Origin of the sequence: Enterobacter sp. RIT637 (genome assembly GCF_019718755.1) — a bacterium.
Taxonomy (GTDB): Bacteria; Pseudomonadota; Gammaproteobacteria; order Enterobacterales; family Enterobacteriaceae; genus Enterobacter.
Map to the genome: position 1 here is coordinate 133,387 of NZ_JAIHAZ010000003.1, position 26,407 is coordinate 159,793.

Annotated in this window: 20 protein-coding genes and 7 tRNA genes; 4 read left to right on the forward strand and 23 right to left on the reverse strand. The window is 54.7% G+C overall.

Features of this window, described 5'->3' with window-relative positions:
* Position 1: 1 nt before the first annotated feature.
* Positions 2 to 2,584, reverse strand: a complete 2,583-nt coding sequence (gene leuS, locus K5E19_RS07525) for a leucine--tRNA ligase (RefSeq protein WP_221550657.1) — start codon at positions 2,582 to 2,584, stop codon at positions 2 to 4.
* 214 nt (positions 2,585 to 2,798) lie between these two features.
* Between leuS and K5E19_RS07530 the strand changes: the two genes are divergently transcribed.
* A complete protein-coding gene (locus tag K5E19_RS07530; RefSeq protein WP_221550853.1) occupies positions 2,799 to 3,281 on the forward strand; it encodes a zinc ribbon-containing protein in 483 nt (160 codons plus the stop codon).
* Between the two features lie 171 nt (positions 3,282 to 3,452).
* Here K5E19_RS07530 and rihA read toward each other — a convergent pair whose 3' ends face one another.
* From rihA to miaB, 10 genes are all read right to left on the reverse strand, one after another.
* Complete coding sequence (gene rihA, locus K5E19_RS07535; RefSeq protein ID WP_221550659.1) at positions 3,453 to 4,394, reverse strand: pyrimidine-specific ribonucleoside hydrolase RihA; 942 nt, start codon at positions 4,392 to 4,394, stop codon at positions 3,453 to 3,455.
* A gap of 120 nt (positions 4,395 to 4,514) precedes the next feature.
* On the reverse strand, positions 4,515 to 5,240 hold the full coding sequence (locus K5E19_RS07540) for an amino acid ABC transporter ATP-binding protein (protein ID WP_014883001.1): 726 nt from the start codon (positions 5,238 to 5,240) through the stop codon (positions 4,515 to 4,517).
* Positions 5,240 to 5,914: a glutamate/aspartate ABC transporter permease GltK gene (gene gltK, locus K5E19_RS07545; protein ID WP_221550660.1), complete on the reverse strand. Its 675-nt coding sequence runs from the start codon at positions 5,912 to 5,914 to the stop codon at positions 5,240 to 5,242. The genes K5E19_RS07540 and gltK overlap by 1 nt, the downstream gene beginning before the upstream one ends.
* A complete protein-coding gene (gltJ, locus tag K5E19_RS07550) occupies positions 5,914 to 6,654 on the reverse strand; it encodes a glutamate/aspartate ABC transporter permease GltJ (protein ID WP_221550661.1) in 741 nt (246 codons plus the stop codon). The genes gltK and gltJ overlap by 1 nt, the downstream gene beginning before the upstream one ends.
* Positions 6,655 to 6,808: 154 nt before the next feature.
* On the reverse strand, positions 6,809 to 7,714 hold the full coding sequence (locus K5E19_RS07555) for an amino acid ABC transporter substrate-binding protein (RefSeq protein WP_221550662.1): 906 nt from the start codon (positions 7,712 to 7,714) through the stop codon (positions 6,809 to 6,811).
* Between the two features lie 400 nt (positions 7,715 to 8,114).
* Positions 8,115 to 9,653, reverse strand: a complete 1,539-nt coding sequence (gene lnt, locus K5E19_RS07560) for an apolipoprotein N-acyltransferase (protein WP_221550663.1) — start codon at positions 9,651 to 9,653, stop codon at positions 8,115 to 8,117.
* Positions 9,654 to 9,658: 5 nt separating this feature from the next.
* Positions 9,659 to 10,537, reverse strand: coding sequence for a CNNM family magnesium/cobalt transport protein CorC (corC, locus tag K5E19_RS07565; RefSeq protein WP_010428614.1), 879 nt, complete (start codon positions 10,535 to 10,537; stop codon positions 9,659 to 9,661).
* 89 nt (positions 10,538 to 10,626) lie between these two features.
* The gene (ybeY, locus tag K5E19_RS07570) at positions 10,627 to 11,094 is read right to left on the reverse strand and encodes an rRNA maturation RNase YbeY (RefSeq protein WP_010428616.1); all 468 of its coding nucleotides are present in this window, start codon (positions 11,092 to 11,094) and stop codon (positions 10,627 to 10,629) included.
* A complete protein-coding gene (locus K5E19_RS07575) occupies positions 11,091 to 12,137 on the reverse strand; it encodes a PhoH family protein (RefSeq protein WP_221550664.1) in 1,047 nt (348 codons plus the stop codon). Before K5E19_RS07575 ends, ybeY begins: the two co-directional genes overlap by 4 nt.
* A gap of 152 nt (positions 12,138 to 12,289) precedes the next feature.
* Positions 12,290 to 13,714, reverse strand: a complete 1,425-nt coding sequence (miaB, locus tag K5E19_RS07580) for a tRNA (N6-isopentenyl adenosine(37)-C2)-methylthiotransferase MiaB (protein ID WP_221550665.1) — start codon at positions 13,712 to 13,714, stop codon at positions 12,290 to 12,292.
* Positions 13,715 to 13,849: 135 nt separating this feature from the next.
* Here miaB and ubiF point away from each other — a divergent pair, with 135 nt between their 5' ends.
* Complete coding sequence (ubiF, locus tag K5E19_RS07585; protein WP_221550666.1) at positions 13,850 to 15,025, forward strand: 3-demethoxyubiquinol 3-hydroxylase; 1,176 nt, start codon at positions 13,850 to 13,852, stop codon at positions 15,023 to 15,025.
* Positions 15,026 to 15,134: 109 nt separating this feature from the next.
* Here the strand turns inward: ubiF and K5E19_RS07590 are convergent.
* The 12 genes from K5E19_RS07590 to nagB all read right to left on the reverse strand — a co-directional run bounded on the left by K5E19_RS07590 (position 15,135) and on the right by nagB (position 22,008).
* Positions 15,135 to 15,209, reverse strand: a tRNA-Gln gene (locus K5E19_RS07590).
* 37 nt (positions 15,210 to 15,246) lie between these two features.
* A tRNA-Gln gene (locus K5E19_RS07595) sits at positions 15,247 to 15,321 on the reverse strand.
* A gap of 44 nt (positions 15,322 to 15,365) precedes the next feature.
* A tRNA-Met gene (locus K5E19_RS07600) sits at positions 15,366 to 15,442 on the reverse strand.
* A gap of 17 nt (positions 15,443 to 15,459) precedes the next feature.
* Positions 15,460 to 15,534, reverse strand: a tRNA-Gln gene (locus tag K5E19_RS07605).
* A 32-nt stretch (positions 15,535 to 15,566) separates the two neighbouring features.
* Positions 15,567 to 15,641 (reverse strand) — tRNA-Gln (locus tag K5E19_RS07610).
* A gap of 23 nt (positions 15,642 to 15,664) precedes the next feature.
* Positions 15,665 to 15,749 (reverse strand) — tRNA-Leu (locus K5E19_RS07615).
* Between the two features lie 8 nt (positions 15,750 to 15,757).
* A tRNA-Met gene (locus K5E19_RS07620) sits at positions 15,758 to 15,834 on the reverse strand.
* A 226-nt stretch (positions 15,835 to 16,060) separates the two neighbouring features.
* Complete coding sequence (gene asnB / locus K5E19_RS07625; protein WP_021242994.1) at positions 16,061 to 17,725, reverse strand: asparagine synthase B; 1,665 nt, start codon at positions 17,723 to 17,725, stop codon at positions 16,061 to 16,063.
* A gap of 249 nt (positions 17,726 to 17,974) precedes the next feature.
* Positions 17,975 to 18,727: a ribonucleotide monophosphatase NagD gene (nagD, locus tag K5E19_RS07630; RefSeq protein ID WP_010428628.1), complete on the reverse strand. Its 753-nt coding sequence runs from the start codon at positions 18,725 to 18,727 to the stop codon at positions 17,975 to 17,977.
* Between the two features lie 45 nt (positions 18,728 to 18,772).
* Entirely contained in the window at positions 18,773 to 19,993 is a 1,221-nt protein-coding gene (locus K5E19_RS07635; protein ID WP_221550668.1) for an N-acetylglucosamine repressor, read from the reverse strand.
* Between the two features lie 8 nt (positions 19,994 to 20,001).
* A complete protein-coding gene (nagA, locus tag K5E19_RS07640) occupies positions 20,002 to 21,150 on the reverse strand; it encodes an N-acetylglucosamine-6-phosphate deacetylase (protein ID WP_221550669.1) in 1,149 nt (382 codons plus the stop codon).
* Positions 21,151 to 21,207: 57 nt separating this feature from the next.
* On the reverse strand, positions 21,208 to 22,008 hold the full coding sequence (nagB, locus tag K5E19_RS07645; protein WP_010428635.1) for a glucosamine-6-phosphate deaminase: 801 nt from the start codon (positions 22,006 to 22,008) through the stop codon (positions 21,208 to 21,210).
* Between the two features lie 326 nt (positions 22,009 to 22,334).
* Between nagB and nagE the strand changes: the two genes are divergently transcribed.
* On the forward strand, positions 22,335 to 24,353 hold the full coding sequence (nagE, locus tag K5E19_RS07650) for an N-acetylglucosamine-specific PTS transporter subunit IIBC (RefSeq protein WP_100165289.1): 2,019 nt from the start codon (positions 22,335 to 22,337) through the stop codon (positions 24,351 to 24,353).
* A 179-nt stretch (positions 24,354 to 24,532) separates the two neighbouring features.
* Positions 24,533 to 26,200 (forward strand): glutamine--tRNA ligase, encoded by a 1,668-nt coding sequence (glnS, locus tag K5E19_RS07655; protein WP_221550670.1) that lies wholly within the window; start codon positions 24,533 to 24,535, stop codon positions 26,198 to 26,200.
* The last annotated feature ends 207 nt before the right edge of the window (positions 26,201 to 26,407 follow it).

Consider the following 26,407-nt stretch of genomic DNA (forward strand, 5'->3'; position numbering starts at 1 on the left):
CTTAGCCAACGACCAGATTAAGCAGTTTACCTGGTACGTAGATCACTTTACGTACGGTAACGCCCTCAAGATATTTCGCAACCAGCGGTTCCTGACCTGCGCGCTCGCGAACCTGCTCTTCGGTTGCATCAACAGCCACGGTGATTTTACCGCGCACTTTGCCGTTGACCTGCACCACAACCAGGGTGGTGTTTTCCACCATAGCGGATTCATCAGCCACTGGCCACGGCGCGTTGTCGATATCGCCTTCGCCTTTCAGCTCCTGCCACAGGGTGAAGCTGGCGTGCGGTGTGAACGGGTTAAGCATGCGAACGACGGCCAGCAGCGCTTCACGCATGATGGCACGATCCTGCTCGCCGTCCTGCGGGGCTTTAGCCAGCTTGTTCATCAGTTCCATAATAGCCGCAATTGCGGTATTGAAGGTCTGACGACGACCAATATCATCGGTTACTTTCGCAATCGTTTTATGAACGTCGCGACGCAGCGCCTGCTGATCTTCAGTCAATGCCGCAGCGTTCAGTGCTGGCGCATCACCCTGTGAGGTATGCTCGTAAACCAGTTTCCAGACGCGTTTCAGGAAGCGGTTCGCGCCTTCAACGCCGGACTCCTGCCATTCGAGGGTCATGTCTGCCGGAGAGGCAAACATCATGAACAGACGCACGGTGTCCGCACCGTAACGCTCAACCATCACCTGCGGGTCGATACCGTTGTTTTTGGACTTGGACATCTTGCTCATGCCGGTGTAAACCAGTTCATGACCTTCGGCGTCTTTCGCCTTCACGATACGGCCTTTTTCGTCGCGCTCAACGATGGCGTCAACCGGAGAAACCCAGTTACGCTCGCCGTTTGCGCCCACGTAATAGAACGCATCTGCCAGAACCATGCCCTGACACAGCAGCTGTTTCGCGGGTTCGTCAGAGTTCACCATGCCCGCATCGCGCATCAGTTTGTGGAAGAAGCGGAAGTAGAGCAGGTGCATAATGGCGTGTTCGATGCCGCCAATGTAGATGTCTACCGGCAGCCAGTAGTTCGCTGCATCGGAATCCAGCATCCCTTCTTTGTACTGCGGGCAGGTATAACGCGCGTAGTACCAGGAAGATTCCATAAAGGTATCGAAAGTGTCGGTTTCACGCAGCGCAGGCTGACCGTTGACGGTGGTTTTTGCCCACTCAGGATCGGCTTTGATCGGGCTGGTGATGCCGTCCATGACCACGTCTTCCGGCAGGATCACCGGCAGCTGATCTTCAGGCGTCGGCATCACGGTGCCGTCTTCCAGGGTCACCATTGGAATTGGCGCACCCCAGTAACGCTGACGGGAAACGCCCCAGTCGCGCAGACGGAAGTTAACTTTACGTTCGCCCACGCCCAGAGACGCCAGCTTGTCGGCAATGGCGTTGAAGCCGTCTTCGAAGCTCAGGCCGCTGAATTCGCCGGAGTTGAACAGGGTGCCTTTTTCGGTCAGCGCCTGCTCGGACAGGTCCGGTTCAGAACCGTCAGCCGCCAGGATAACAGGCTTGATGGTCAGGCCATATTTGGTTGCAAATTCGTAGTCGCGCTGGTCGTGACCCGGAACGGCCATCACGGCGCCTGTGCCGTACTCCATCAGAACGAAGTTGGCGGCCCAGACAGGAATCGCTTCGCCAGTCAGTGGGTGAATGGCTTTAAAGCCGGTATCAACCCCTTTTTTCTCCATCGTTGCCATATCGGCTTCGGCCACTTTGGTGTTGCGGCATTCGTCGATGAAGGTCGCCAGTTCCGGGTTGTTCTCTGCCGCTTTCTGCGCCAGCGGGTGACCTGCGGCCACGGCCAGGTAGGTCGCGCCCATGAAAGTGTCCGGACGGGTGGTGTAAACGGTCAGGGTCTGGTCGTAGTTCTCAACGTTGAAGGTGATTTCCACGCCTTCAGAACGGCCGATCCAGTTGCGCTGCATGGTCTTAACGGTATCTGGCCAGTGATCCAGGTTATCCAGATCGTTCAGCAGCTCATCAGCGTAAGCGGTGATTTTGATAAACCACTGTGGGATCTCTTTACGCTCAACTTTGGTGTCACAGCGCCAGCAGCAGCCGTCGATTACCTGTTCGTTTGCGAGAACGGTCTGGTCATTCGGACACCAGTTAACGGCAGAGGTCTTTTTATACACCAGGCCTTTTTTGTACAGCTCGGTGAAGAACTTCTGCTCCCAGCGGTAGTATTCCGGGGTGCAGGTTGCCAGCTCGCGGCTCCAGTCATAGCCAAAGCCCAGCATTTTGAGCTGGTTTTTCATGTACGCGATGTTGTCGTACGTCCACGGTGCTGGTGCGGTGTTGTTTTTGACCGCTGCGCCTTCCGCAGGCAGACCGAACGCATCCCAGCCGATTGGCTGCAGGACGTTTTTGCCCAGCATGCGCTGGTAGCGTGCAATCACATCACCGATGGTGTAGTTACGCACGTGGCCCATGTGTAGTCGACCAGAAGGATAGGGAAGCATCGACAGGCAGTAATACTTCTCTTTGCTCTCGTCTTCGGTTACTTCAAAGGTGCGCTTCTCGTCCCAGTGTTGCTGGACTTTTGATTCTATCTCTTCCGGGCGGTATTGCTCTTGCATGGCAGCCAGTGGTCCTGTTTTCAATACAGCTACAAATGTAGCCAATGGATGTGGTAATTCAGATCCGCATAGCATAGCCCAAACGCCCGCGTCAAAACAGCCTTTCGCACAAATGCACTTTGCAGGAATTTACCGGGTCTGTGCTTCACCTGACAAAGCGGCGGCGAAATAAGGTCTATTATTAGAAATAGTTACTTACCCGGGAGGCAAAATGATGAACAAGGTTGCTCAATTTTACCGCGAACTGGTGGCGACTCTGACGGAACGGCTACGTAACGGCGAACGCGATATCGACGCGCTGGTCGAACAGGCGCGCGCCCGGGTGGCGCAAACGGGTGAGTTAACGCGAACCGAAGTGGAAGAGGTGACGCGCGCCGTGCGTCGCGATCTGGAAGAGTTCGCGCGCAGCTACGAAGAGAGCCAGGATGAAGTCGCCGACAGCGTCTTTATGCGTGTGATTAAAGAGAGCCTGTGGCAGGAGCTGGCGGATATTACCGACAAAACGCAGCTGGAGTGGCGCGAGGTGTTTCAGGATTTGAACCACCACGGCGTGTACCAGAGCGGTGAAGTGGTGGGGCTGGGGAATCTGGTGTGTGAGAAGTGCCATTACCATATCGCGGTTTATACGCCGGATGTCCTGCCGCTGTGTCCGAAGTGTGGGCACGACCAGTTCCAGCGCCGTCCGTTTGAGCCATAAATAAAAGCAAAACGGCAACCTCGTTGCCGTTTTTAGTGTTTGCTCCCTCTCCCGTGGGAGAGGGTTGGGGTGAGGGCATCAGGCCGCAAAAAGTAAAAGCGAAACGGCAACCCCGTTGCCGTTTTTAGTGTTTGCTCCCTCTCCCCTTGGGAGAGGGCCGGGGTGAGGGCATCAGGCCGCAGAGTAATAAGTCAGCCTTTCCGCCAGCAAATCCACAAATGCCTCCCGGTCGATGTCCACCATCACCGTGGTATTCGGTTTATTTCCCGTCAGCGAATAGTAGTCCACTACCGTCATGCCCTGGGTATATTTGCCCTGCGTCTCCACGCCGACCCAACGCTCCACCGTGGTAAACATCTCAGGTTTTAACAGCCAGGCAATGGTACACGGGTCGTGCAGCGGCGCGCCGTGGAAACCCCACTTTTCGGCTTTGTGATACTCCATAAAGAAGTCGAGCAGTTCGGCCACGGTTGTCGCAACCGGGTTGCCGACGGAGCGGAAACGCTCTATATCGTCCGCCATAATCTGCGCGCGATGGGTAACGTCCAGCCCCGCCATCACAATCGGTAATCCTGACTGGAAGACAATCTCCGCTGCTTCCGGATCGACAAAAATGTTGAACTCCGCCGCTGGCGTCCAGTTCCCCAGCCCCATTGCGCCACCCATCAGCACGATCCGGGCGATTTTACCGCGAAGTTCCGGATGGCTGTTCAGCAGCAGCGCAACGTTGGTTTGCGGTCCGGTAGCTACCAGCGTCACGGGCTCCGCGCTTTCGCGCAGCACCTTCGCCATCAGTTCCACGGCGGTGCAGCGTTGCGGTGCAAAGCCTGGCTCCGGCAGTGCCGGGCCGTCCAGCCCGCTTTCACCGTGAACGTTGTCGGCAATAATCAGCTCGCGCATCAGCGGCTTCACGGCCCCACCCGCAACCGGAATATCGGTGCGTTTAAGCAGCGTTAGCATGCGCAGCACGTTACGCAGGGTTTTATCAGGCGTCTGGTTTCCGGCGGACGAGGTGACGGCTTTCACGTCGAGTTCAGGGGAGGCAAGTGCAAGGACGAGTGCGATCGCGTCATCATGACCCGGATCGCAATCGAGAATAATAGGCTGTGCCATAGCGTTCTCCATTCTTAGCGTTATTTTGTGACAAGGTTAACGCTGCAATGTGACGCCGACGAGAGGAAGAGAGTGAAAGCGTGAAGCAGTGCGCAATCCGCAGATTGCGCACGGAGAAGATTAGTGCAGGATTTTGGCGAGGAAATCTTTCGCACGCTCGGATTTCGGATTGGCAAAGAACTCTTCTTTCGGTGAGTCTTCGACAATTTTCCCTTCGTCCATAAAGATCACGCGGTTGGCCACTTTACGGGCGAAGCCCATTTCGTGGGTTACCACCATCATGGTCATCCCTTCGTGCGCCAGTTCAACCATCACGTCCAGCACTTCGTTGATCATCTCTGGATCGAGCGCCGACGTTGGCTCATCAAACAGCATTGCCACCGGATCCATGCACAGCGCGCGGGCAATCGCCACGCGCTGCTGCTGGCCGCCGGAAAGCTGTGCAGGGAACTTATCGGCATGCGCCGAAAGCCCCACGCGTTCCAGGAGCTTCAGCCCTTTCTCGCGCGATGCTTTTTTATCACGCTTAAGTACTTTTACCTGCGCCAGCGTCAGGTTCTCGATGATTGAGAGGTGAGGGAACAGCTCAAAATGCTGGAACACCATGCCGACGTGTGAGCGAAGCTGTGCAAGATTGGTTTTCTTGTCGTTGACTTTGGTACCGTTGACAACAATCTCACCCTGCTGCACCGGCTCAAGGCCGTTAACGGTTTTGATCAGCGTCGACTTACCGGAGCCAGACGGTCCACACACCACCACCACGTCGCCTTTTTTCACTTCGGTGGAGCAGTCGGTCAGCACCTGAAAGTGCCCATACCATTTAGAAACATTTTTCAGGGAAATCATTATACAGTCCTTTTCTTCAGCCAGCTGACCAACAGCGACGCGCTTAAACTAATCACAAAATAGACCCCACCCGCGAAGAGGACCATCTCAACCTGCGTACCATCACGCTCGCCGATGGTGGACGCGGTACGGAAGAAGTCTGCCAGGCTCAGGACGTAGACCAGAGAGGTATCCTGGAACAGCACGATGCCCTGGGTCAGCAGGAGCGGAACCATGGCGCGGAACGCCTGCGGCAGAATAATGAGCTGCATGGATTGCCAGTGGGTCATCCCCAGCGCCAGCGCGGCGCTGGACTGCCCGCGGGAGATACTCTGAATGCCCGCACGGATAATCTCGGAGTAGTAAGCGGCCTCAAACATCGAGAATGCCACCATGGCGGAGATCAGGCGGATATCGGTTTTCGGCGACAGTCCCAGTACGTTCTGCAGGAAGCCTGGAACAATCAGGTAAAACCATAGCAGCACCATCACCAGTGGAATGGAGCGGAAGACGTTAACGTAGGCAGTCGCAAACCAGGCGAGGGGTTTAAAGCTCGACAGGCGCATCACCGCCAGCAGGGTGCCCCACACGATGCCGATAATAATGGCAATCACGGTGATCTTTAAGGTGATCACCAGGCCATCCAGCAGGTAAGGCATGGATGGAACGACAGAACTCCAGTCAAATTCGTACATTATTTGCCCCCCAGATTGCCCGGCAGGCGAATTTTGCGTTCAACCAGGTTCATCACCAGCATGATGAAAGCGTTAATCAGAACATATGCGAGCGTGATCGCGGTGAAGGATTCCCACGCGTGGGCGGAGTAATCCAGCAGCTTGCCCGCCTGCGCAGCCATATCCACCAGACCGATAGTCGAGGCGATGGCCGAGTTTTTCACCAGGTTCATCATCTCAGAGGTCATCGGTGGAACGATTACGCGATAGGCGTTAGGCAGCAGCACGTAGCGGTAGGCTTGCGGCAGCGTCAGGCCCATCGCCAGAGCCGCGTTCTTTTGCCCGCGCGGCAGTGACTGGATGGCGGCACGCACCTGCTCGCAAACGCGCGCGGCGGTGAACAGCCCCAGGCACAGCATGGAAGAGACAAAGAACTGTACGTTCGGATCCAGTTCCGACTTGAACCACATGCCAATATTTTCCGGCAGCAGTTCCGGAATGACCAGATACCAGGTGAAGAACTGCACGATCAGCGGAACGTTACGGAACAGTTCCACGTACAGGGTGCCGAGTGTTGAGAGAAAGCGGTTAGGGACGGTGCGCAGAATACCGAACAGCGAACCGACAAGAAACGCGATAATCCACGCCGTTATCGATAGCGCAACGGTGACCTGAAAGCCGCTCCACAGCCAGCCAAGATAGGTGGTGTTGCCGAACGGGGCTTGTTGCAGAAAGATGCCCCAGTTCCAGTCAATTGACATAATAAACTCCAGAAAAAAAAGGGTAGCAGCGCTACCCTCGAAGATTGGTGAGAAGCTCATTTTCGCGCTGAGTGGGGAACGACCACTCAGCGTATAGTCTGTCCATGCTTCCCGACAATCGAGAGGGCAGGAGGTCCCGCCCCTGTCGTTCTAATTAGTTAAGCGCTTTATCGTTTGGTGATTTGAACAGTGCTTTCATGTCATCAGACAGTTCAAAGTTCATGTTGAGATTTTTTGGTGGAATCGGGTTCTTGAACCATTTGTCGAACCATTTTTCCGCATCGCCGGATGTCTGTGCCTGCGCGATGGTGTCATCAATCAGCTTTTTGAAGTCAGCGTCGTCTTTACGCAGCATACAGCCGTAGGCTTCTTTCGACTGCGCGGTGCCCACGATTTCCCAGTTGTCTGGTTTCTTCGCTTTCGCACGTTCGCCCGCCAGCAGGGCGTCATCCATCATAAACGCGACGGCACGACCGCTTTCCAGGGTACGGAAGGAGTCGCCATGGTCTTTCGCGCTGATGATGCGCATATCCATTTTCTTCTCGTCGTTCAGCTTGTGCAGCAGCACTTCGGAAGTGGTACCGGAGGTCACAACGACCGCTTTGCCTTTCAGGTCAGCAAAATCTTTGATTGCGCCGCCTTTCTTGGTGAGCAGACGGGTGCCCACGACAAAGATGGTGTCGGAGAAGGCGGCCTGTTTCTGACGCTCAAGGTTGTTGGTGGTAGAGCCACACTCGAAGTCAAAGGTGCCGTTTTGCAGCAGCGGAATACGGTTCTGTGAAGTGATTGGGATCAGCTTCACCTGCAGGTCAGGTTTGTTCAGCTTTTTCTTCACAGCTTCAACGATGGCGTTGGAATAATCCTGTGAATAGCCCACGACTTTTTGCGTGTTGTCGTAGTAAGAGAACGGGACAGAAGATTCACGGTGGCCGACCACGATGACGCCGTTTTTGGCAATCTTGTCGAGAGTACTGCCTGCTGCCGGAGCATCTTCAGCGTGAACGACGCTTGCAGACATTCCCATAACCAGCATTGCTGTGGCCAGTTTACGTAATTGCATACCCAACTCCTTTCTTATCAGCGCCAGTGACGCATTGATACCCATTGTGATGTTGTTATATCTCGCGCTATGCGAGTGCAGTGTTATGCAAGCTTGTTAACATTTAGTCTGGCTTAATGTAAAGATTTTGCTGCGTTATTGTTTATTTTTGCGAAGCGCGCCGCACCATTCAGAGGCAATAATCTCTCGTTGCACCTTTTCGGTGCTACCGATGATCTACGCTGGTGCGACAAGGTTGCACGTTAAGCCAAACTGCGTTTGCGTGAATAAACAAAGCAATAGGCGTGCCAGAATTGGTGTTTGGAGGGTATTGTCGGGTGGCGGCTACGCCTTACCCGACCTACGGGAGCAAAATGTATGCCGGGTAAGCGTTAGCGCCACCCGGCAACAGAAGGTAAAGTTATTTACGACGCTGACGCAGACTCATCAGCACCGCGCCAAAGCCGAACAGCACCGTCAAAATCCACAGCGGCCAGTTGCCGGTACGCGCGTACGGCGTCAGCCCAGTGGTTGGTGTGACTTTAGCAGTCAGCACTTCGCGGGTGAACTGTGGGATCATCGCCTGAATTTCACCCTGCGGACCAATCACAGCGGTGATGCCGTTGTTGGTGCTGCGCAACAGCGGACGCGCCAGCTCCAGGGAACGCATGCGCGCCATCTGGAAGTGCTGCCATGGGCCGATGGACTTACCAAACCACGCATCGTTGGAGATGGTCAGCAGATAGTCGGTGTCCGGGCGGAAGTTATCGCGCACCTGCTCCCCGAGGATAATCTCGTAGCAGATGGCCGCCGTCAGGGCGAGGCCGTGTGCGTGCAGCTGGGGCTGAACGTACGGGCCGCGGCTGAAGGAGGACATCGGCAGGTCAAAGAACGGTGCCAGCGGGCGAAGAATCGATTCCAGCGGGACAAATTCACCAAACGGCACCAGGTGGTTCTTGTTGTACCGGTCAGTGGATTGATAGCTGTATTCGCTGTCTTTGCCGAGCGTAATGATGGTGTTGTAGGTGTCGTAGCGGTTTTGCTGATTCAGGCGTGCATCAACAATGCCGGTAATCAGCGTGCTGCCTCGCGCTACCAGCAGATCGTTCATCATGTTCAGGAACGGCTGCTGGTTAATTTCCAGATCGGGAATGGCGGATTCCGGCCAGATGATCAGCTGCGATTTACCCATCACCTCCTCGGTGGCATTGGCGTAAATCTTCAGCGTATTCAGCAGCTCTTTCTCGTCCCACTTCATCGACTGCGGGATATCGCCCTGCACCATGGAGACCTGCATGGCGCGTTCGGGCTCAGGCGTGAACCACTGGATATAGCGCAGCGGGAAGGGCAGAGCGAAGAGCACCAGCGCCACAGCCAGCGGTTTCCAGCAGCGCGTGACCAGCGCCAGCACCAGCAGGCCGCTCACCACCATCAACAGGAAGTTGATGGCCTCAACGCCCATCACCGGCGCCAGGCCCTTCAGCGGGCCGTCAATCTGGCTGTAGCCGAACTGCAGCCACGGGAAGCCGGTCAGCACCCAGCCGCGCAGGAACTCGGTAATTTGCCAGACAACCGGCGCGGCAATCGCGACGCGCAGCCAGGTGGTTTTAGGCCACAGGCGAGAAAGAATGCCTGCGAACAGTCCGGTATAGAGCGAGAGATAGGCGGCGAGCAGAACGACCAGGAAGACGTTAACCGGCCCCGGCATGCCGCCGAACTGCGCGATACTGACGTAGACCCAGTTGATGCCGGAGCCGAACAGCCCCAGCCCCCAGACATAGCCGATAGCGGCAGCCTGTACCGGACGCCGATTCAGGGTTAAACCCTGAAGCCCCATCAGGGAGAGAATGGCCGCGGGCCAGATGTCGTAAGGAGAAAAAGCCAGCGTACCGCTGGCTCCGAGCAACAGCGCCAGCAGCAAACGGACGCGCTGGCGTTCAAGTAATGGGGCAAATGCCATTTAGATTAATCTTCCAGTTTTGGCACCGGTGAGTCGTCCGGCGTTCTGACGTGAACCTGAATAATACGTCGGCTGTCGGCCATAGCGACTTTGAATTGGTAACCGTCGATGTCAACGGTCTCACCGCGCGCCGGAAGATGACCAAAGGCCTGCATCACCAGCCCGCCAATGGTATCAACTTCTTCATCGCTGAAGTGAGTGCCGAAGGCGTCGTTGAAGTCCTCGATGGAGGCCAGTGCGCGCACGGTCCAGGTGTGGCGGCTAAGCTGACGGAAGTCGATATCTTCTTCTTCGTCATACTCGTCTTCGATTTCACCCACGATCAGCTCAAGAATATCCTCGATCGTGACCAGACCGGAAACGCCGCCGAATTCATCAATAACAATCGCCATGTGGTAACGCTGAGAGCGAAACTCTTTCAGCATCCGATCCACACGTTTACTTTCCGGCACAACCACGGCCTGGCGTAACACTTTTTCCATGCTGAAGGCTTCGGCATCGCTGCGCATAAACGGCAGCAGATCTTTCGCCATCAAAATCCCTTCGATGTGATCTTTGTCTTCGCTGATGACCGGGAAACGCGAGTGGGCCGATTCGATGATCACATCGAGGCACTCGTCCAGCGTCTGGTTGCGTTTCAGGGTGATCATCTGCGAGCGGGGGATCATGATGTCGCGGACGCGCTGGTCGGCGATGTCCATAACCCCTTCGAGCATTTCGCGCGTATCTTCGTCGATAAGGTCGTTCTGCCCGGAATCACGAATCAGCTCCAGCAGTTCATCACGGTTTTTGGGTTCGCCGTGGAAAAGCTGGTTCAGAATGAGGGAGAAAAATCCCTTTTTACTGTTTGTCGTGTCGCTACTGTGTGAATTGTCGTCGCTCATGGCGTTTGTTAAGGGTTCTCTTGTGAGTTCAATGTTTACCGCCGCGCTATGTCCTTACGCGGCGGCATGTTAGTCAGGCGCTAGACCGACTATTCTTTCTCGGCAATGTACGGATCCTCATAGCCCAGAGCAAGCATTATCTCTGTCTCGAGGGACTCCATCTCTTCCGCTTCGTCATCTTCAATGTGGTCGTAGCCCAGCAGGTGCAGGCTGCCGTGTACCACCATATGCGCCCAGTGGGCGTCGAGCGGCTTTTGCTGCTCTTTGGCTTCCTGCTCAACCACCTGACGGCAGATGATCAAATCACCCAGCAGTGGCATCTCGATGCCCGGCGGCGCTTCGAACGGGAAAGAGAGCACGTTGGTCGGCTTATCTTTCCCGCGGTAGGTCAGGTTAAGCTCATGGCTTTCTGCTTCATCCACCAGGCGAATCGTGACTTCTGATTCTTCCTGAAACTGGGGGATAACCGCATCCAGCCATTTCTGAAACTGTGCCTCATCTGGCATGCCGGAATTGTCTTCACAGGCCAGCTGTAAATCGAGGATCACCTGACTCATTTCTGTTCTTGCTCCTGCGCTTCGCGCTTACGTTCCGCAGCCTGTTCGGCCCTGCGTTTTTGATCCGCCTCTTCCCAGGCTTCATAGGCGTTAACGATGCGCGCGACCACCGGGTGGCGAACGACGTCTTCACTGTGGAAGAAGTTAAAGCTGATTTCATCGACCTCGGACAGCACTTCAATAGCGTGGCGCAGGCCGGATTTGGTGCTGCGCGGCAGGTCGATCTGGGTGACATCACCGGTGATAACCGCTTTTGAGTTAAAGCCGATTCGCGTCAGGAACATCTTCATCTGTTCGATGGTGGTGTTCTGGCTCTCATCGAGAATGATGAACGCATCGTTAAGCGTACGACCGCGCATGTAGGCCAATGGCGCAACTTCAATCACGTTACGCTCAATCAGCTTTTCAACTTTCTCAAAGCCTAACATCTCGAACAGCGCGTCATAAAGCGGACGCAGGTAGGGGTCCACTTTCTGACTTAAATCGCCCGGCAGAAAGCCCAGTTTTTCACCCGCTTCTACGGCAGGGCGGGTCAGCAGAATACGACGGATATCCTGACGCTCAAGTGCATCTACCGCAGCGGCAACGGCGAGATAGGTTTTACCCGTACCTGCCGGGCCCACGCCGAAGGTGATGTCGTGGTCGAGAATATTGGCGATGTACTGCGCCTGGTTCGGCGTACGTGGCTTGATGACGCCGCGTTTAGTCTTGATGTTGATCGCCTTGCCGTAGTCCGGCACGCTTTCCGCGCTTTGCTCAAGCACGCGTGCCTCTTTAATGGCGAGGTGAATTTGTTCCGGTTCGATGTCCTGAATCTCGCCGCGCATTGGGGCGGTATCGACATACAGGCTGCGCAGAATATCCGCAGCCGCGTTGACGCAGATAGGGCGTCCGGTGAGTTTGAAATGGTTATCGCGACGATTGATTTCGATACCCAGACGTCGTTCCAGTTGTTTGATGTTGTCATCAAACGGCCCGCACAGGCTCAGCAGGCGAGCGTTGTCTGCGGGCTCAAGGCTAATTTCACGCGTGTCTATATTCAAACCGTTCCTCTTTGAGTGTTTTGTAGGCCTGGCGACATAAAACTGTCATTACCGAAAGTATTCACGCCTTAGATTAAAGGCGCAAGCATTGCTATGCATATTGGGACGACGAGAGGAAATACAAGGCCTGCCGGAAAGGCAGGCCTGAAGGATTACGGCTGGTAAATGCCCACGCCAGAATCGTTGACTTTGCGGGTGCGAGAGATAACGGATTCCGGAGATTCAGCAATTCGCAGGCCCATTTCGTCTTCGGTGCGTACCAGCTTCGCGCGCAGCGAGTTGGTCAGCACGTCGACAATTTCGACGTCCACAAATTTACCGATCATATCCGGGGTGCCCTCAAAGTTCACCACGCGGTTGTTTTCGGTACGACCGGACAGTTCCATGATGCTCTTGCGCGAGGTACCTTCCACCAGAATGCGCTGAACGGTCCCGAGCATGCGGCGGCTCCAGGCGTTGGCCTGCTGGTTAATGCGCTCCTGCAGAATATACAGACGCTGCTTTTTCTCTTCTTCCGGCACATCGTCAACCATATCTGCGGCCGGTGTTCCCGGACGCGCAGAGAAGATGAAGCTGTAGCTGACGTCAAAATTCACTTCACCGATGAGCTTCATGGTGCGCTCGAAGTCATCGGTGGTTTCGCCTGGGAAGCCGACGATAAAGTCGGAGCTGATCTGGATATCCGGACGCGCGGCAAGCAGCTTACGAATGGTGGATTTATACTCCAGCACCGTATGTGGACGGCCCATCAGGTTCAGCACGCGGTCAGAGCCACACTGAATCGGCAGGTGCAGGAAGCTCACCAGCTCAGGTGTGTCGCGATAAACGTCAATGATGTCGTCGGTGAATTCCATCGGATGGCTGGTGGTAAAGCGAATGCGGTCAATACCGTCAATCGCAGCCACCAGACGCAGCAGCTCGGCAAAGCTGCCGGTGGTGCCGTCGTAGTTCTCACCGCGCCAGGCGTTAACGTTCTGGCCCAGCAGGTTCACTTCGCGTACGCCCTGCGCGGCAAGCTGGGCGATTTCAAACAGAATATCGTCAGCCGGACGGCTGACTTCTTCACCACGGGTGTAGGGCACCACGCAGTAAGTACAGTATTTGTTGCAGCCTTCCATGATGGAGACGAAGGCGGTCGGGCCATCGGCGCGCGGCTCTGGCAGCCGGTCAAACTTTTCGATCTCCGGGAAGCTGACGTCAACGACCGGGCTACGGTTGCCGCGAACCTTATTGATCATTTCAGGCAGGCGGTGCAGGGTCTGTGGGCCAAAGACAATATCCACATACGGCGCTCTCTGGCGGATCAGCTTACCTTCCTGCGACGCGACGCAGCCGCCCACGCCGATAATCAGGTCCGGATTTTTACGCTTGAGAAGCTTCCAGCGGCCTAACACGTGAAAGACTTTTTCCTGCGCTTTTTCACGAATCGAACAAGTGTTCAGCAGCAGCACATCGGCTTCTTTCGCATTTTGAGTCAGCTGGTATCCGTGGGTGGTGTCCAGCAGATCGGCCATCTTGGATGAATCGTATTCGTTCATCTGACAGCCCCAGGTTTTTATATGGAGTTTTTTAGTCATCGACTTGCTCAGCTCAGGATTGCAAGCCGCGTATTGTAATGCTTTGGTGGGGTTGTGACCAGTATGAAGGTTGTGGGCCTCAAGACCACAAAAATCCGGTAAACTTAAGGGATTCTCCAATAAGGAAAATTGACCATGACACTCCTACACACCGAAGTTGCCGTTGTCGGCGGCGGTATGGTCGGCGGCGCGCTGGCGCTGGGGCTGGCGCAACAGGGATTTGACGTAACGGTAATTGAACAGGCTGCTCCGCCAGCCTTCGATCCCGCCAGCAAACCGGATGTGCGCATTTCCGCGATCAGCGCGGCGTCTGTCGATCTGCTGCGCGGGCTGGGCGTCTGGGAGGCGGTGCTGGCGATGCGCGCCCATCCGTACAGCCGCCTTGAAACCTGGGAGTGGGAAAATGCCCACGTCGCGTTTGATGCCGCCGAGCTGAAGCTACCGCGCCTGGGTTATATGGTGGAAAACAACGTGCTCCAGCTGGCGCTCTGGCAGGCGCTTGAGGCGCATCCGAAGGTGACGCTGCGCGTTCCTGATTCCCTCAAGGCGTTGCATCATCAACCGGGTGGATATGTGCTGACGCTGGATAACGGCGATGAGCTGGCCGTGGAGCTGGTGGTGGGGGCGGATGGTGCCAATTCGCAGGTCAGGCAAATGGCGGGCATTGGCGTTCATGCCTGGCAGTATCAGCAATCCTGCATGCTGATTACCGTCGAGTGTGAAAATGCGCCCGGCGAGAGCACCTGGCAGCACTTCACCCCGAACGGCCCGCACGCGTTTTTACCGCTGTTTGATCACTGGGCGTCGCTGGTGTGGTACGACAAACCGGCGCGCATTCGCCAGCTGCAGGGGCTTTCAATGGAACAATTGCAGCGGGAAATCCGCCTGCACTTCCCAAGCCGTCTGGGCAACGTTACGCCGGTCGCTGCCGGGGCGTTTCCCCTCACGCGCCGTCACGCTTTACAGTATGCCCGTGAAGGGCTGGCGCTGGTGGGCGATGCTGCGCACACTATTCACCCTCTGGCCGGGCAGGGGGTGAATCTGGGCTATCGTGACGTCGATGCGTTACTGGATGTGCTGGGCAGCGCACGCGGGCACACGGAAAACTGGGCCAGCCATCAGATCCTGAAGCGTTACCAGACGCGGCGCATGGCGGATAACTTCATCATGCAGTCGGGGATGGATCTGTTCTATGCCGGGTTCAGCAACGACCTGGGGCCGGTGCGCATTTTGCGTAACATTGGATTGATGGCAGCGGAGCGTGCCGGTGGTCTGAAACGCCAGGCGCTAAAATACGCGCTCGGGCTCTAATCCTTTTTCCCTCTCCCAGTGGGAGAGGGTCAGGGTGAGGGGATCAGGCCGCACAATACTAACAACAAAAACAAAAAAGCCCGCAGAGCGGGCTTTTTTGTTACTTAAGTGGCTGGGGTGCAGGGATTCGAACCCCGGAATGCTGGTATCAGAAACCAGAGCCTTACCGCTTGGCGACACCCCAATTGCGTTAAACAAACTGCTTAACGACTTTTTTAAATTGGCTGGGGTACGAGGATTCGAACCTCGGAATGCTGGTATCAGAAACCAGAGCCTTACCGCTTGGCGATACCCCAACAATTTTTTCTAGTCTATCGAATAATTCGACAGATGACTAATTTGGTGGCTACGACGGGATTCGAACCTGTGACCCCATCATTATGAGTGATGTGCTCTAACCAACTGAGCTACGTAGCCAGTACTGCAATCTTCGATGGCTGGGGTACCTGGATTCGAACCAGGGAATGCCGGTATCAAAAACCGGTGCCTTACCGCTTGGCGATACCCCAATACCGCGGAGAACCGCAAAATCGAAGAAGTATGGCTGGGGTACCTGGATTCGAACCAGGGAATGCCGGTATCAAAAACCGGTGCCTTACCGCTTGGCGATACCCCATCCGTGCAACGCTTACCTGGGAATGGTGCGGGAGGCGAGACTTGAACTCGCACACCTTGCGGCGCCAGAACCTAAATCTGGTGCGTCTACCAATTTCGCCACTCCCGCAAAAAAGATGGTGGCTACGACGGGATTCGAACCTGTGACCCCATCATTATGAGTGATGTGCTCTAACCAACTGAGCTACGTAGCCATCTTTTTTCGCGTTACCTTATCGGCGTTGCGGGGCGCATTATGCGTATAGACCCTTGCAGCGTCAACACCTTTTTCAACGAAAATAGCCGGAATGTGACTGTTTGGTTAGGTTGCGAACAGCGTGACCGAATATTCGGCAATTATTGGTTATTAATCAGATTTAGACGGTGAAATGCGAGGCAAAAAAATCAGGCCCCTGAGGGGCCTGATTGCGATCTGAGTGATTATTTGTAGGCTGACTGGTGAACGCCTACCGCGCGTCCTGATGGATCGTTCATAGATTTGAACGATTCATCCCATTCAATCGCTTTGGCAGACGAGCAGGCGACGGACGGGCCACCCGGTACGCACTCCGCAGCACTCGGCACCGGGAACAGCTCTTCAAAAATTTCACGGTACAGATAGGCCTCTTTCGAGCCCGGCGTGTTGTACGGGAAGCGGAAGCTTGCGGTTTCCAGTTGTTGGTCAGAAACCTGTTTCGCCGCGACCTCTTTCAGGGTGTCGATCCAGCTATAGCCTACGCCATCAGAGAACTGCTCTTTCTGACGCCATGCCACGCTCGCCGGCAGGTAGGATTCAAAACATTCACGCAGGATATGTTTTTCCATCTTGCCGTTGCCGCACATCTTGTCCTGTGGGTTGATGCGCATCGCGACATCGAGGAATTTCTTATCCAGGAACGGCACGCGCGCCTCCACGCCCCAGGCGGACATCGCTTTGTTGGCACGCGCACAGTCAAACATATGCAGCGCCTGAAGCTTACGTACGGTCTCTTCGTGCAGCTCTTTGGCGTTTGGCGCTTTGTGGAAGTACAGGTAGCCGCCAAACACTTCGTCAGAACCTTCACCGGAGAGCACCATCTTGATGCCCATCGCTTTGATCTTACGCGACATCAGGTACATCGGCGTTGAGGCGCGGATGGTGGTCACGTCATAGGTTTCAATGTGATAAATCACATCGCGGATCGCATCCAGACCTTCCTGCACGGTGAAATGAATTTCATGGTGCACGGTGCCGAGGTGGTTCGCCACTTCCTGCGCGGCTTTCAGGTCAGGAGCCCCTTCCAGGCCCACAGCGAAGGAGTGCAGCTGCGGCCACCAGGCTTCAGAACGTTCCTGATCTTCCACGCGACGGGCCGCGAATTTTTTGGTGATCGCGGAGATCACGGAGGAGTCCAGGCCGCCGGAGAGCAGTACGCCGTAAGGCACGTCTGACATCAGGTGGCTTTTTACGGAATCTTCCAGCGCCTGACGCAGCTCGGCTTTATCGGTGACGTTATCTTTTACCGCATCGTAATCGAACCAGTCGCGCTGGTAGTACGGGCGGATTTCGCCGTCTTTGCTCCACAGGTAGCTGCCCGCCGGGAATTCTTTGATGGTGCGGCAGACCGGGACCAGGGCTTTCATTTCAGAGGCAACGTAGAAGTTACCGTGCTCATCGTGACCCATGTACAGCGGGATAATGCCGATATGGTCACGGCCAATCAGGTATGCGTCTTTTTCACTGTCGTACAGCGCGAAGGCAAACATGCCCTGCAGGTCGTCCAGGAACTCGGGGCCTTTTTCCTGATAGAGCGCCAGGATCACTTCACAGTCGGAACCGGTCTGGAACGCGTAGCGGTCGCCGTATTCGGCGCGCAGCGCCTGGTGGTTGTAGATTTCACCGTTGACAGCCAGCGCGTGCGTTTTTTTCTCGTTATACAGCGGCTGTGCACCGGCGTTGACGTCAACAATAGACAGACGTTCGTGAGCCAGAATCGCTTTATCGCTGGCGTAAACGCCTGACCAGTCCGGGCCGCGATGGCGCATCAGGCGGGACAGTTCGAGTGCTTTTTTACGCAGTTCGCCTGCGTCAGTTTTAATATCCAGTACGCCAAAAATTGAACACATAACCTTCTCCGTTAACCCTGTTGCTTTGTAATGTTGCTTGCTTATGAAAATGCCGCAAAGGGTGAGGGCGTGCAAGCGTTTTACCGGGGAAAACGCAAATAACGCAATGGTGATTGCTGAATGTTGAAAAAAGCGTACGCCTGGCGCGCTTTTATTGAAGATTATTTAATAGATAGCGTTTTTTATTAGATGGCGCTTCGGTTTTGCGAGCCAGAAATGAAAAACCACGCCCAGAGGCGTGGTTTGGTATCAGATAATGTCGATTTCATCGACGGAGGGGTAAATCCAGCTTGGCCGGAACGGCATCGCGTCAATGTCATCAAGTTGAGAGACGCCAGAGAGCACCAGGATGGTCTCAAGACCCGCCTGGAAACCGGCCAGAATATCGGTGCGCAGGTTATCGCCGACAATCACGGTTTCTTCGGAGTGGGCCTGCATCTTGTTCAGCGCGGCACGAATGATCCACGGACTCGGTTTACCGACCACAAACGGCTGACGACCGGAGATTTTTTCGATACCGGCGCACAGCGCGCCGCAGGCCGGATAAAAACCGCGGCCGTGCGTATCCGGGTTGGTGGCGATAAAGCGCGCGCCGCTGGCGACAAAGTACGCAGCTTTATGCATCATTTCCCAGTTAAAGGAGCGCGTTTCGCCGACAATCACAAAGTCCGGGTTCACATCGGTAATGGTAAAGCCTGCTTTATACAGCTCGTGGATCAGCGCGCCTTCACCGACGACATAGGCCTTTTTTCCTTCCTGACGCTTTAGAAAATCAGCGGTCGCCATCGCGGAGGTATAAAACACGCTGTCCGGCACGTTGACGCCCGCCGTGGCAAAGCGGTTTGCCAGATCCTGACCGGTTTGGGAAGGGTAGTTCGTGAGAAGAACCAGTGGCATTCCTTTGTCGATGATGCGGTGAAGAAACTCCGCAGCACCCGGCACGGCAACGTTGTCGTGCATCAGCACGCCGTCGATATCACAAATTACATTCTTAATGGTCATGGACAATCCGACATCAAAAAAAGAAGGCGTTACTATAAGTCCCGATCAACTTTCCAGCAAATGCTGGAGCAGGATCCCGTTAAGCATGGCGCGTTTTACAAGAGCAAACGCGCCAATCGCAGAGCGGTGATCCAGCGTAGACCGCACGACCGGTAAATTCTGACGAAACGCTTTCAGCGCCTGGGTATTGATGCAACCTTCAATGGCGGGCAGTAAGACTTTTTCGGCTTCGACGATTTCCCCGGCAATCACGACTTTTTGCGGGTTAAACAGGTTGATGGCAATGGCGATGGTTTTGCCAAGATGGCGTCCAACCTGCTCGATCACTTCGCAGGCCAGCGCATCGCCTTTATTGGCGGCTTTGCAGATGGCGCCAATCTTACAGTCGTTCAGCGTGACACGGCTTTGATAACCCTGTTCCAGCAGATGGCGAACGCGGTGTTCGATGGCGGCGTTAGCGGCAACCGTTTCAAGGCAGCCAAAGTTTCCGCAGTGGCAGCGTTCGCCAAGAGGGTCAACCTGAATATGACCAATCTCGCCGACGTTGCCGTTGCGACCGATAAAAATGCGACCATTGGAGATAATGCCTGCGCCCGTCCCCCGGTGTACGCGCACCAGAATAGAGTCTTCGCAGTCCTGGCTCGCACCAAAGTAGTGCTCAGCCAGCGCCAGCGAGCGAATATCGTGACCCACAAAGCAGGTGACTTTAAAGCGCTTTTCCAGCGCGTCGACCAGCCCCCAGTTCTCGACCTGGATATGCGGCATGTAACGAATTACGCCGCTTTCCGGGTCGACAAGGCCGGGTAGGATCACTGAGATAGCGATAAGCTCGCGGATCTTGCGCTGACAGCTCTCAATAAAGTGCGCGATGGTGTTCAGCAGCGCGTGTTCCAGCGTCTCCTGGGTGCGCTCCGGAAGCGGATAGTGCTCTTCAGCAATGGCTTTACTGCTCAGATCGTAAAGCGTAAGGGTGGTGTCATGACGCCCAAGACGCACGCCAATCGCCTGGAAATTGCGGGTTTCGGTAACAATGGAGATGGCGCGGCGGCCCCCGGTGGAGGCCTGCTGATCGACTTCTTTGATCAGACCGCGCTCAATAAGCTGACGCGTAATTTTTGTTACGCTGGCGGGAGCAAGCTGGCTTTGTTCGGCTATCTGAATTCGAGAGATTGGCCCGTGTGAGTCAATCAGGCGATAAACTGCCGCGCTGTTAAGTTGTTTAACGAGATCGACATTACCGATTTGAGCTTGTCCGCCTGGTGTCATACTTTTACTTACTCAGTGACGACCTCGTTACCATTAACGATGGTCTTAATAATTTTATAATCGTGTGTGAATGCCGTCAGGTTTGCAACCATACCCGGTGCAATTCCGCCAAGCTGTTTATCCACGCCCATTGCGCGAGCCGGATAAAGCGTTGCCATACGCAGCACTTCATCAAGCGCAATGCTGCAATGCTCAACCAGGTTACGTACCCCTTCAATCATGGTCAGGGCAGAACCGCTCAGCGTGCCGTTTTCGTCCACACAGAGTCCATTGCGGTAGTATATTGTTTTACCAGCAAAAATGAACTGCTCAATATTTGCCCCTGCTGGCGCTGTGGCATCTGTCACCAGACACAGCTTGTCGCCTTTCAGGCGTTTTGCGTTGCGAATGTTGGTGAAATCGACGTGCAAGCCGTCTGCGATAATGCCGCAGTAGACGTCTGGCTCATCCAGAATTGCGCCAACCAGCCCCGGCTCGCGACCGGTAATATACGGCATTGCGTTGTACAGATGCGTCGCAAATGTAATACCTGCGCGGAAACCGGCTTTCGCTTCTTTCAGCGTGGCGTTTGAGTGACCCGCGGAAACCACGATCCCGGCGGCTGCCAGTTTGCTGATAACGTCAGTTCCGGTCATTTCAGGTGCCAGCGTCACTTTGGTGATGACATCGGCGTTAGCACACATGTAGTCGACCAGCTCAGCGTCCGGTTTGCGGACGTAGTCAGGGTTGTGCGTACCTTTCTTAACCATGTTCAGCCATGGCCCTTCAAGGTGAAGACCCAGCGCCTGATTCGGATGTTTGGCCAGGTATTCACGCATCACGCGGATACCCTGTTTCATGAGATCATCACTGCTGGTGATGAGCGTTGGCAAATAACTGGTGCAGCCCGATTTCTCGTTGGCTTTCTGCATGATCTCCAGCGTTTCAACCGTCACCGCATCCGCAGTATCATTGAACTGCACACCGCCGCAGCCGTTAAGCTGTACGTCGATGAAACCGGGGGAGATTACTGCTCCATTGAGTGAGCGCTGTTCAATCTCCGGCGGCAGCTCTGCCAGCGGGCAAACACGTTCAATCAGGCCATTCGCGATAACAATCGCGTGGTCATCCAGAATTTCATGGCCGGTATAAATCCGACCGTGGGTTAAAGCGTACATAACGACCCCCGGTTTAAAAAAAAGCGACCGCCCCTGCATACAGAGGCGGTTATTCAATTACAGACCTTTGATGTTCTCTGCTTCTAACTCGTTGAAGTATTTCAGCGTTTTCACTTTCAGCTCCATCGTGGACGGTTCGTCACACACGACGACGGCTTTAGGATGCAGCTGCAGGCAGCTGATGGTCCACATGTGGTTAACGTTGCCTTCAACGGCTGCCTGGAGTGCCTGCGCTTTCACGCCGCCCAGTACCAGGATCATCACTTCTTCGGCATCCAGCAGGGTGCCTACGCCAACGGTCAGGGCGTATTTTGGAACCTGGTTCACGTCGCCGTCAAAGAAACGGGAGTTCGCCACGCGGGTGTCATGGGTCAGCGTTTTAATACGGGTACGGGAAGCCAGAGAAGACGCTGGTTCGTTGAACGCGATATGACCATCGTTGCCCACGCCACCCATGAACAGGTGGATTTTACCGTAAGAACGGATTTTTTCTTCGTACTGACGGCATTCTGCGTCAATATCAGGCGCGTTTCCATTCAGCAGGTTAATATTTTCAGCAGGGATATCAACGTGATCAAAGAAATTACGGTGCATGAAGCTATGGTAGCTTTCCGGATGTTCCTTTGGCAGGCCAACATATTCGTCCATGTTGAAGGTCACAACATGCTTAAAGCTAACCTGGCCCGCTTTGTGCATTTCAACCAGGGCTTTGTACGCTGTCAGCGGGGTACCGCCGGTTGGAAGGCCAAGAACGAAAGGACGATCGGCGGTAGGTTTGAACGCATTAATGCGGTTAACGATATGACGCGCAGCCCATTTTCCGACTTGTTCAGCTGTTGCCAGGGGGATCAGTCTCATTGTTCACCTCTAAAGTTTAATTAAAAAAGTGGGCGGATGATTAGTGCAACCTGAACTAAGCGTAACCTGGAACCTTTCAGGCCGGATCAATCCGTCTTGATTTTTTGAATGATAAAATAAGTTTTCACTGTTAGCCAGTGAAAGGGAGGGGGGATTACGATATTTGGTGACAAAAATCACAAAAAATGGGTGTTTAATTTGCGATACGAATTAATTTTTCACACACTCACAATGCCAGTGAATCATCAACTGTATCTATTAGTTAATGACACAATAAAAACACAGCAGAGAACGTGCCTGAAACGGGGTCTCATAGGGGGAAGAAAGTGAGTATTCTAGGTTATTTACAAAAGGTTGGCCGAGCGCTTATGGTGCCGGTTGCCACGCTGCCAGCGGCAGCGATATTAATGGGTGTCGGTTACTGGATTGACCCGGTTGGCTGGGGTGGAGACAACGCGCTAGCGGCGTTCTTCATTAAGTCTGGTTCTGCCATCATCGACAACATGTCCGTGCTGTTCGCCATTGGTGTGGCTTACGGTATGTCCAAAGATAAAGACGGTGCTGCGGCATTGACCGGTTTCGTGGGCTTCCTGGTGCTGACCACGCTCTGTTCTCCGGCTGCGGTTTCCATGATCCAGAAGATCCCGGCGGACCAGGTTCCTGCCGCGTTCGGTAAGATCAGCAACCAGTTCGTGGGTATCCTCGTCGGCATTATCTCTGCGGAACTGTACAACCGCTTCAGCAGCGTTGAGCTGCCAAAAGCGCTGTCGTTCTTCAGCGGCCGTCGTCTGGTGCCAATCCTGACTTCCTTCGTGATGATCTTCGTTGCGTTCATCCTGATGTACATCTGGCCGGTGATCTTCGACGGTCTGGTGAACTTCGGTGAACACATCCAGAAACTGGGCTCCGTCGGTGCGGGCGTGTACGCGTTCTTCAACCGTCTGCTGATCCCGGTTGGTCTGCACCACGCGCTGAACTCCGTGTTCTGGTTCGACGTTGCCGGTATTAACGATATTCCTAACTTCCTGGGTGGCGCACAGTCCATCGAAGCAGGTAAAGCGGTTGTGGGTATCACCGGTCGTTACCAGGCGGGCTTCTTCCCAATTATGATGTTCGGCCTGCCGGGTGCTGCGCTGGCTATCTACCACTGCGCGCGTCCAGAGAACAAAGCGAAAGTGCTGGGTATCATGATGGCGGGTGCGTTCGCGGCCTTCTTCACCGGAATCACCGAGCCGCTGGAATTCTCCTTCATGTTCGTTGCGCCGGTTCTGTATGTGATCCACGCCGTGCTGACCGGTATCTCCGTGTTCATCGCTGCAAGCATGCAGTGGATTGCCGGTTTCGGCTTCAGCGCCGGTCTGGTGGATATGGTGCTGTCGTCCCGTAACCCGCTGGCGACCCACTGGTGGATGCTGATCCCTCAGGGTCTGGTGTTCTTCGTTATCTACTACGTGGTATTCCGCTTCACCATCACCAAATTCAACCTGATGACCCCGGGTCGTGAGCTGGCTGTGGCCGGTAGCGAAGCGGATGGTCAGGATGTGAACGTGAGCGGCGGTCAGGAGCAGGATGTTTCAGGTCTGGCGCGTCAGTACATTGCCGCAGTGGGCGGTTCTGATAACCTGACCGGTATCGACGCCTGTATCACTCGTCTGCGTCTGAACGTTAAAGACTCTTCTCTGGTGAACGAAGCGCTGGCAAAACGTCTGGGTGCGTCCGGCGTTATCCGCCTGAACAAAACCAGCGTACAGATTATCGTCGGCTTCGTGGCAGAGAAAATTGCTAACGCGATGAAAACTACCGGTCCGGTAGCCGCAGCTGAAGCTACTGCAGCGCCTGCTGCCCCCGCTGCTGCTAAACCACAGGCTGTGCCAAATGCAGTGACCATCGCCGCGCTGGTTTCCCCGGTTACGGGTGACGTGGTTGCCATTGAGCAGGTACCTGACGAAGCCTTCGCCAGCAAAGCGGTCGGTGACGGCGTGGCCGTGAAGCCAACGGACAAAACCGTTGTGTCTCCTGCAGCCGGTACCATCGTGAAAATCTTCAACACCAACCACGCGTTCTGCCTCGAAACGGAAAAAGGCGCGGAGATCGTTGTCCACATGGGTATCGATACCGTTGCGCTGAACGGCCAGGGCTTTACTCGCCTGGTGGAAGAGGGTGCAGAAGTCGTGGCAGGCCAGCCGATTCTGGAAATGGATCTGGACTTCCTGAACGCCAACGCGCGCTCGATGATCAGCCCGGTCGTTTGCAGCAACATCGACGACTTCAGCGGTCTGGTTATCCAGGCGAAAGGTCAGGTGGTTGCGGGCCAAACGCCACTGTATGAGATTAAAGGCAAGTAATCGCTCCTGAGTAGAGTCATGCCTTAAGCGGCGGGGGATATCCTCCGCCGCTTTTTTTTGCATCAATTGCCCCCATTATTTTCATCTGATACGTATTTTCCGTAACTAAGGGTTGTCACTACGTCCGGCTTATAAGATCATATGCCGTTATACGTTGTTTACGCTTTGAGGAATCCACGATGAGTGAGGCAGAAGCCCGCCCGAGTAACTTTATTCGTCAGATCATCGATGAAGATCTGGCCAGTGGTAAGCACACCACAATTCATACCCGCTTCCCGCCGGAGCCGAACGGCTACCTGCACATTGGGCATGCAAAATCTATCTGCCTGAACTTTGGTATTGCGCAAGATTACCAGGGCCAGTGCAACCTGCGTTTCGATGACACCAACCCAGTAAAAGAAGACATCGAATACGTTGAGTCCATCAAGAACGACGTGCAATGGCTGGGCTTCAGCTGGTCTGGCGATATCTGCTACTCCTCTGACTATTTTGATCAGCTGTACGCCTACGCTGTAGAGCTTATCAACAAAGGTCTGGCGTATGTCGACGAACTCTCTGCTGACGAAATCCGTGAATACCGCGGCTCGCTGACCGCACCGGGCAAAAACAGCCCATATCGCGATCGCAGCGTGGAAGAGAACCTGGCGCTGTTTGAAAAAATGCGTGCCGGTGGCTTCGAAGAAGGCAAAGCGTGCCTGCGTGCCAAAATCGACATGGCGTCTCCGTTCATCGTGATGCGCGATCCGGTGCTGTACCGCATTAAGTTTGCGGAACACCACCAGACCGGTAACAAGTGGTGCATCTATCCGATGTACGACTTCACCCACTGCATCAGCGATGCGCTGGAAGGCATTACGCACTCTCTCTGTACGCTGGAGTTCCAGGACAACCGCCGTCTGTACGACTGGGTGCTGGATAACATCACCATTCCTGTGCATCCACGTCAGTACGAGTTCTCTCGTCTGAACCTGGAATACACCGTGATGTCCAAGCGTAAGCTGAACCTGCTGGTGACCGACAAGCACGTTGAAGGCTGGGATGACCCGCGTATGCCGACCATCTCCGGTCTGCGCCGTCGTGGTTATACCTCTGCCTCTATCCGTGAATTCTGCAAACGTATCGGCGTCACCAAACAGGACAACACCATTGAGATCGCTTCTCTGGAGTCCTGCATTCGTGAAGACCTCAATGAAAACGCCCCGCGTGCGATGGCGGTGATCGACCCGGTTAAACTGGTTATCGAAAACTACCCGCAGGGCGAGAGCGAACTGGTGTCTATGCCTAACCATCCGAGCAAGCCGGAGATGGGCACCCGCGACGTACCGTTCAGCGGTGAGATCTGGATCGATCGTGCTGACTTCCGCGAAGAAGCGAACAAGCAGTACAAGCGTCTGGTGCTGGGTAAAGAAGTCCGTCTGCGTAATGCATACGTGATTAAAGCCGAGCGCGTTGAGAAGGATGCGGAAGGTAACATCACTACCATCTTCTGTTCTTACGATGCAGAAACGCTGAGTAAAGACCCTGCTGATGGCCGTAAGGTGAAGGGCGTTATTCACTGGGTGAGCGCTTCCCATGCGCTGCCAGTTGAGATCCGTCTGTATGACCGTCTGTTCAGCGTGCCTAACCCAGGCGCGGCTGACGATTTCCTGGCGACCATTAACCCGGAATCACTTGTTATCAAACAGGGTTACGCTGAGCCGTCGCTGAAAGCGGCGGAAGCGGGTAAAGCGTTCCAGTTCGAGCGTGAAGGTTACTTCTGTCTGGACAGCCGTTACAGCACCGCAGAAAAACCGGTATTTAACCGTACCGTCGGCCTGCGTGACACCTGGGCTAAGATCGGCGAATAATATTGCTGCTCTGGTCAAGGAGAGACAAACGCCGCTTATTGCGGCGTTTTTTTTATTTAATGATCATGGTATTAAGCCAGGGCTTAAAGATCAGCCGTTAAAATATGAGGTCAATGAGGTGCTACTTATTTTTCTAAAAAAAGTTTGTATTTTTACGAAATACATAAAGGATGAAAAATAAACAGCAAGTACCTGCGCTACCCGCTG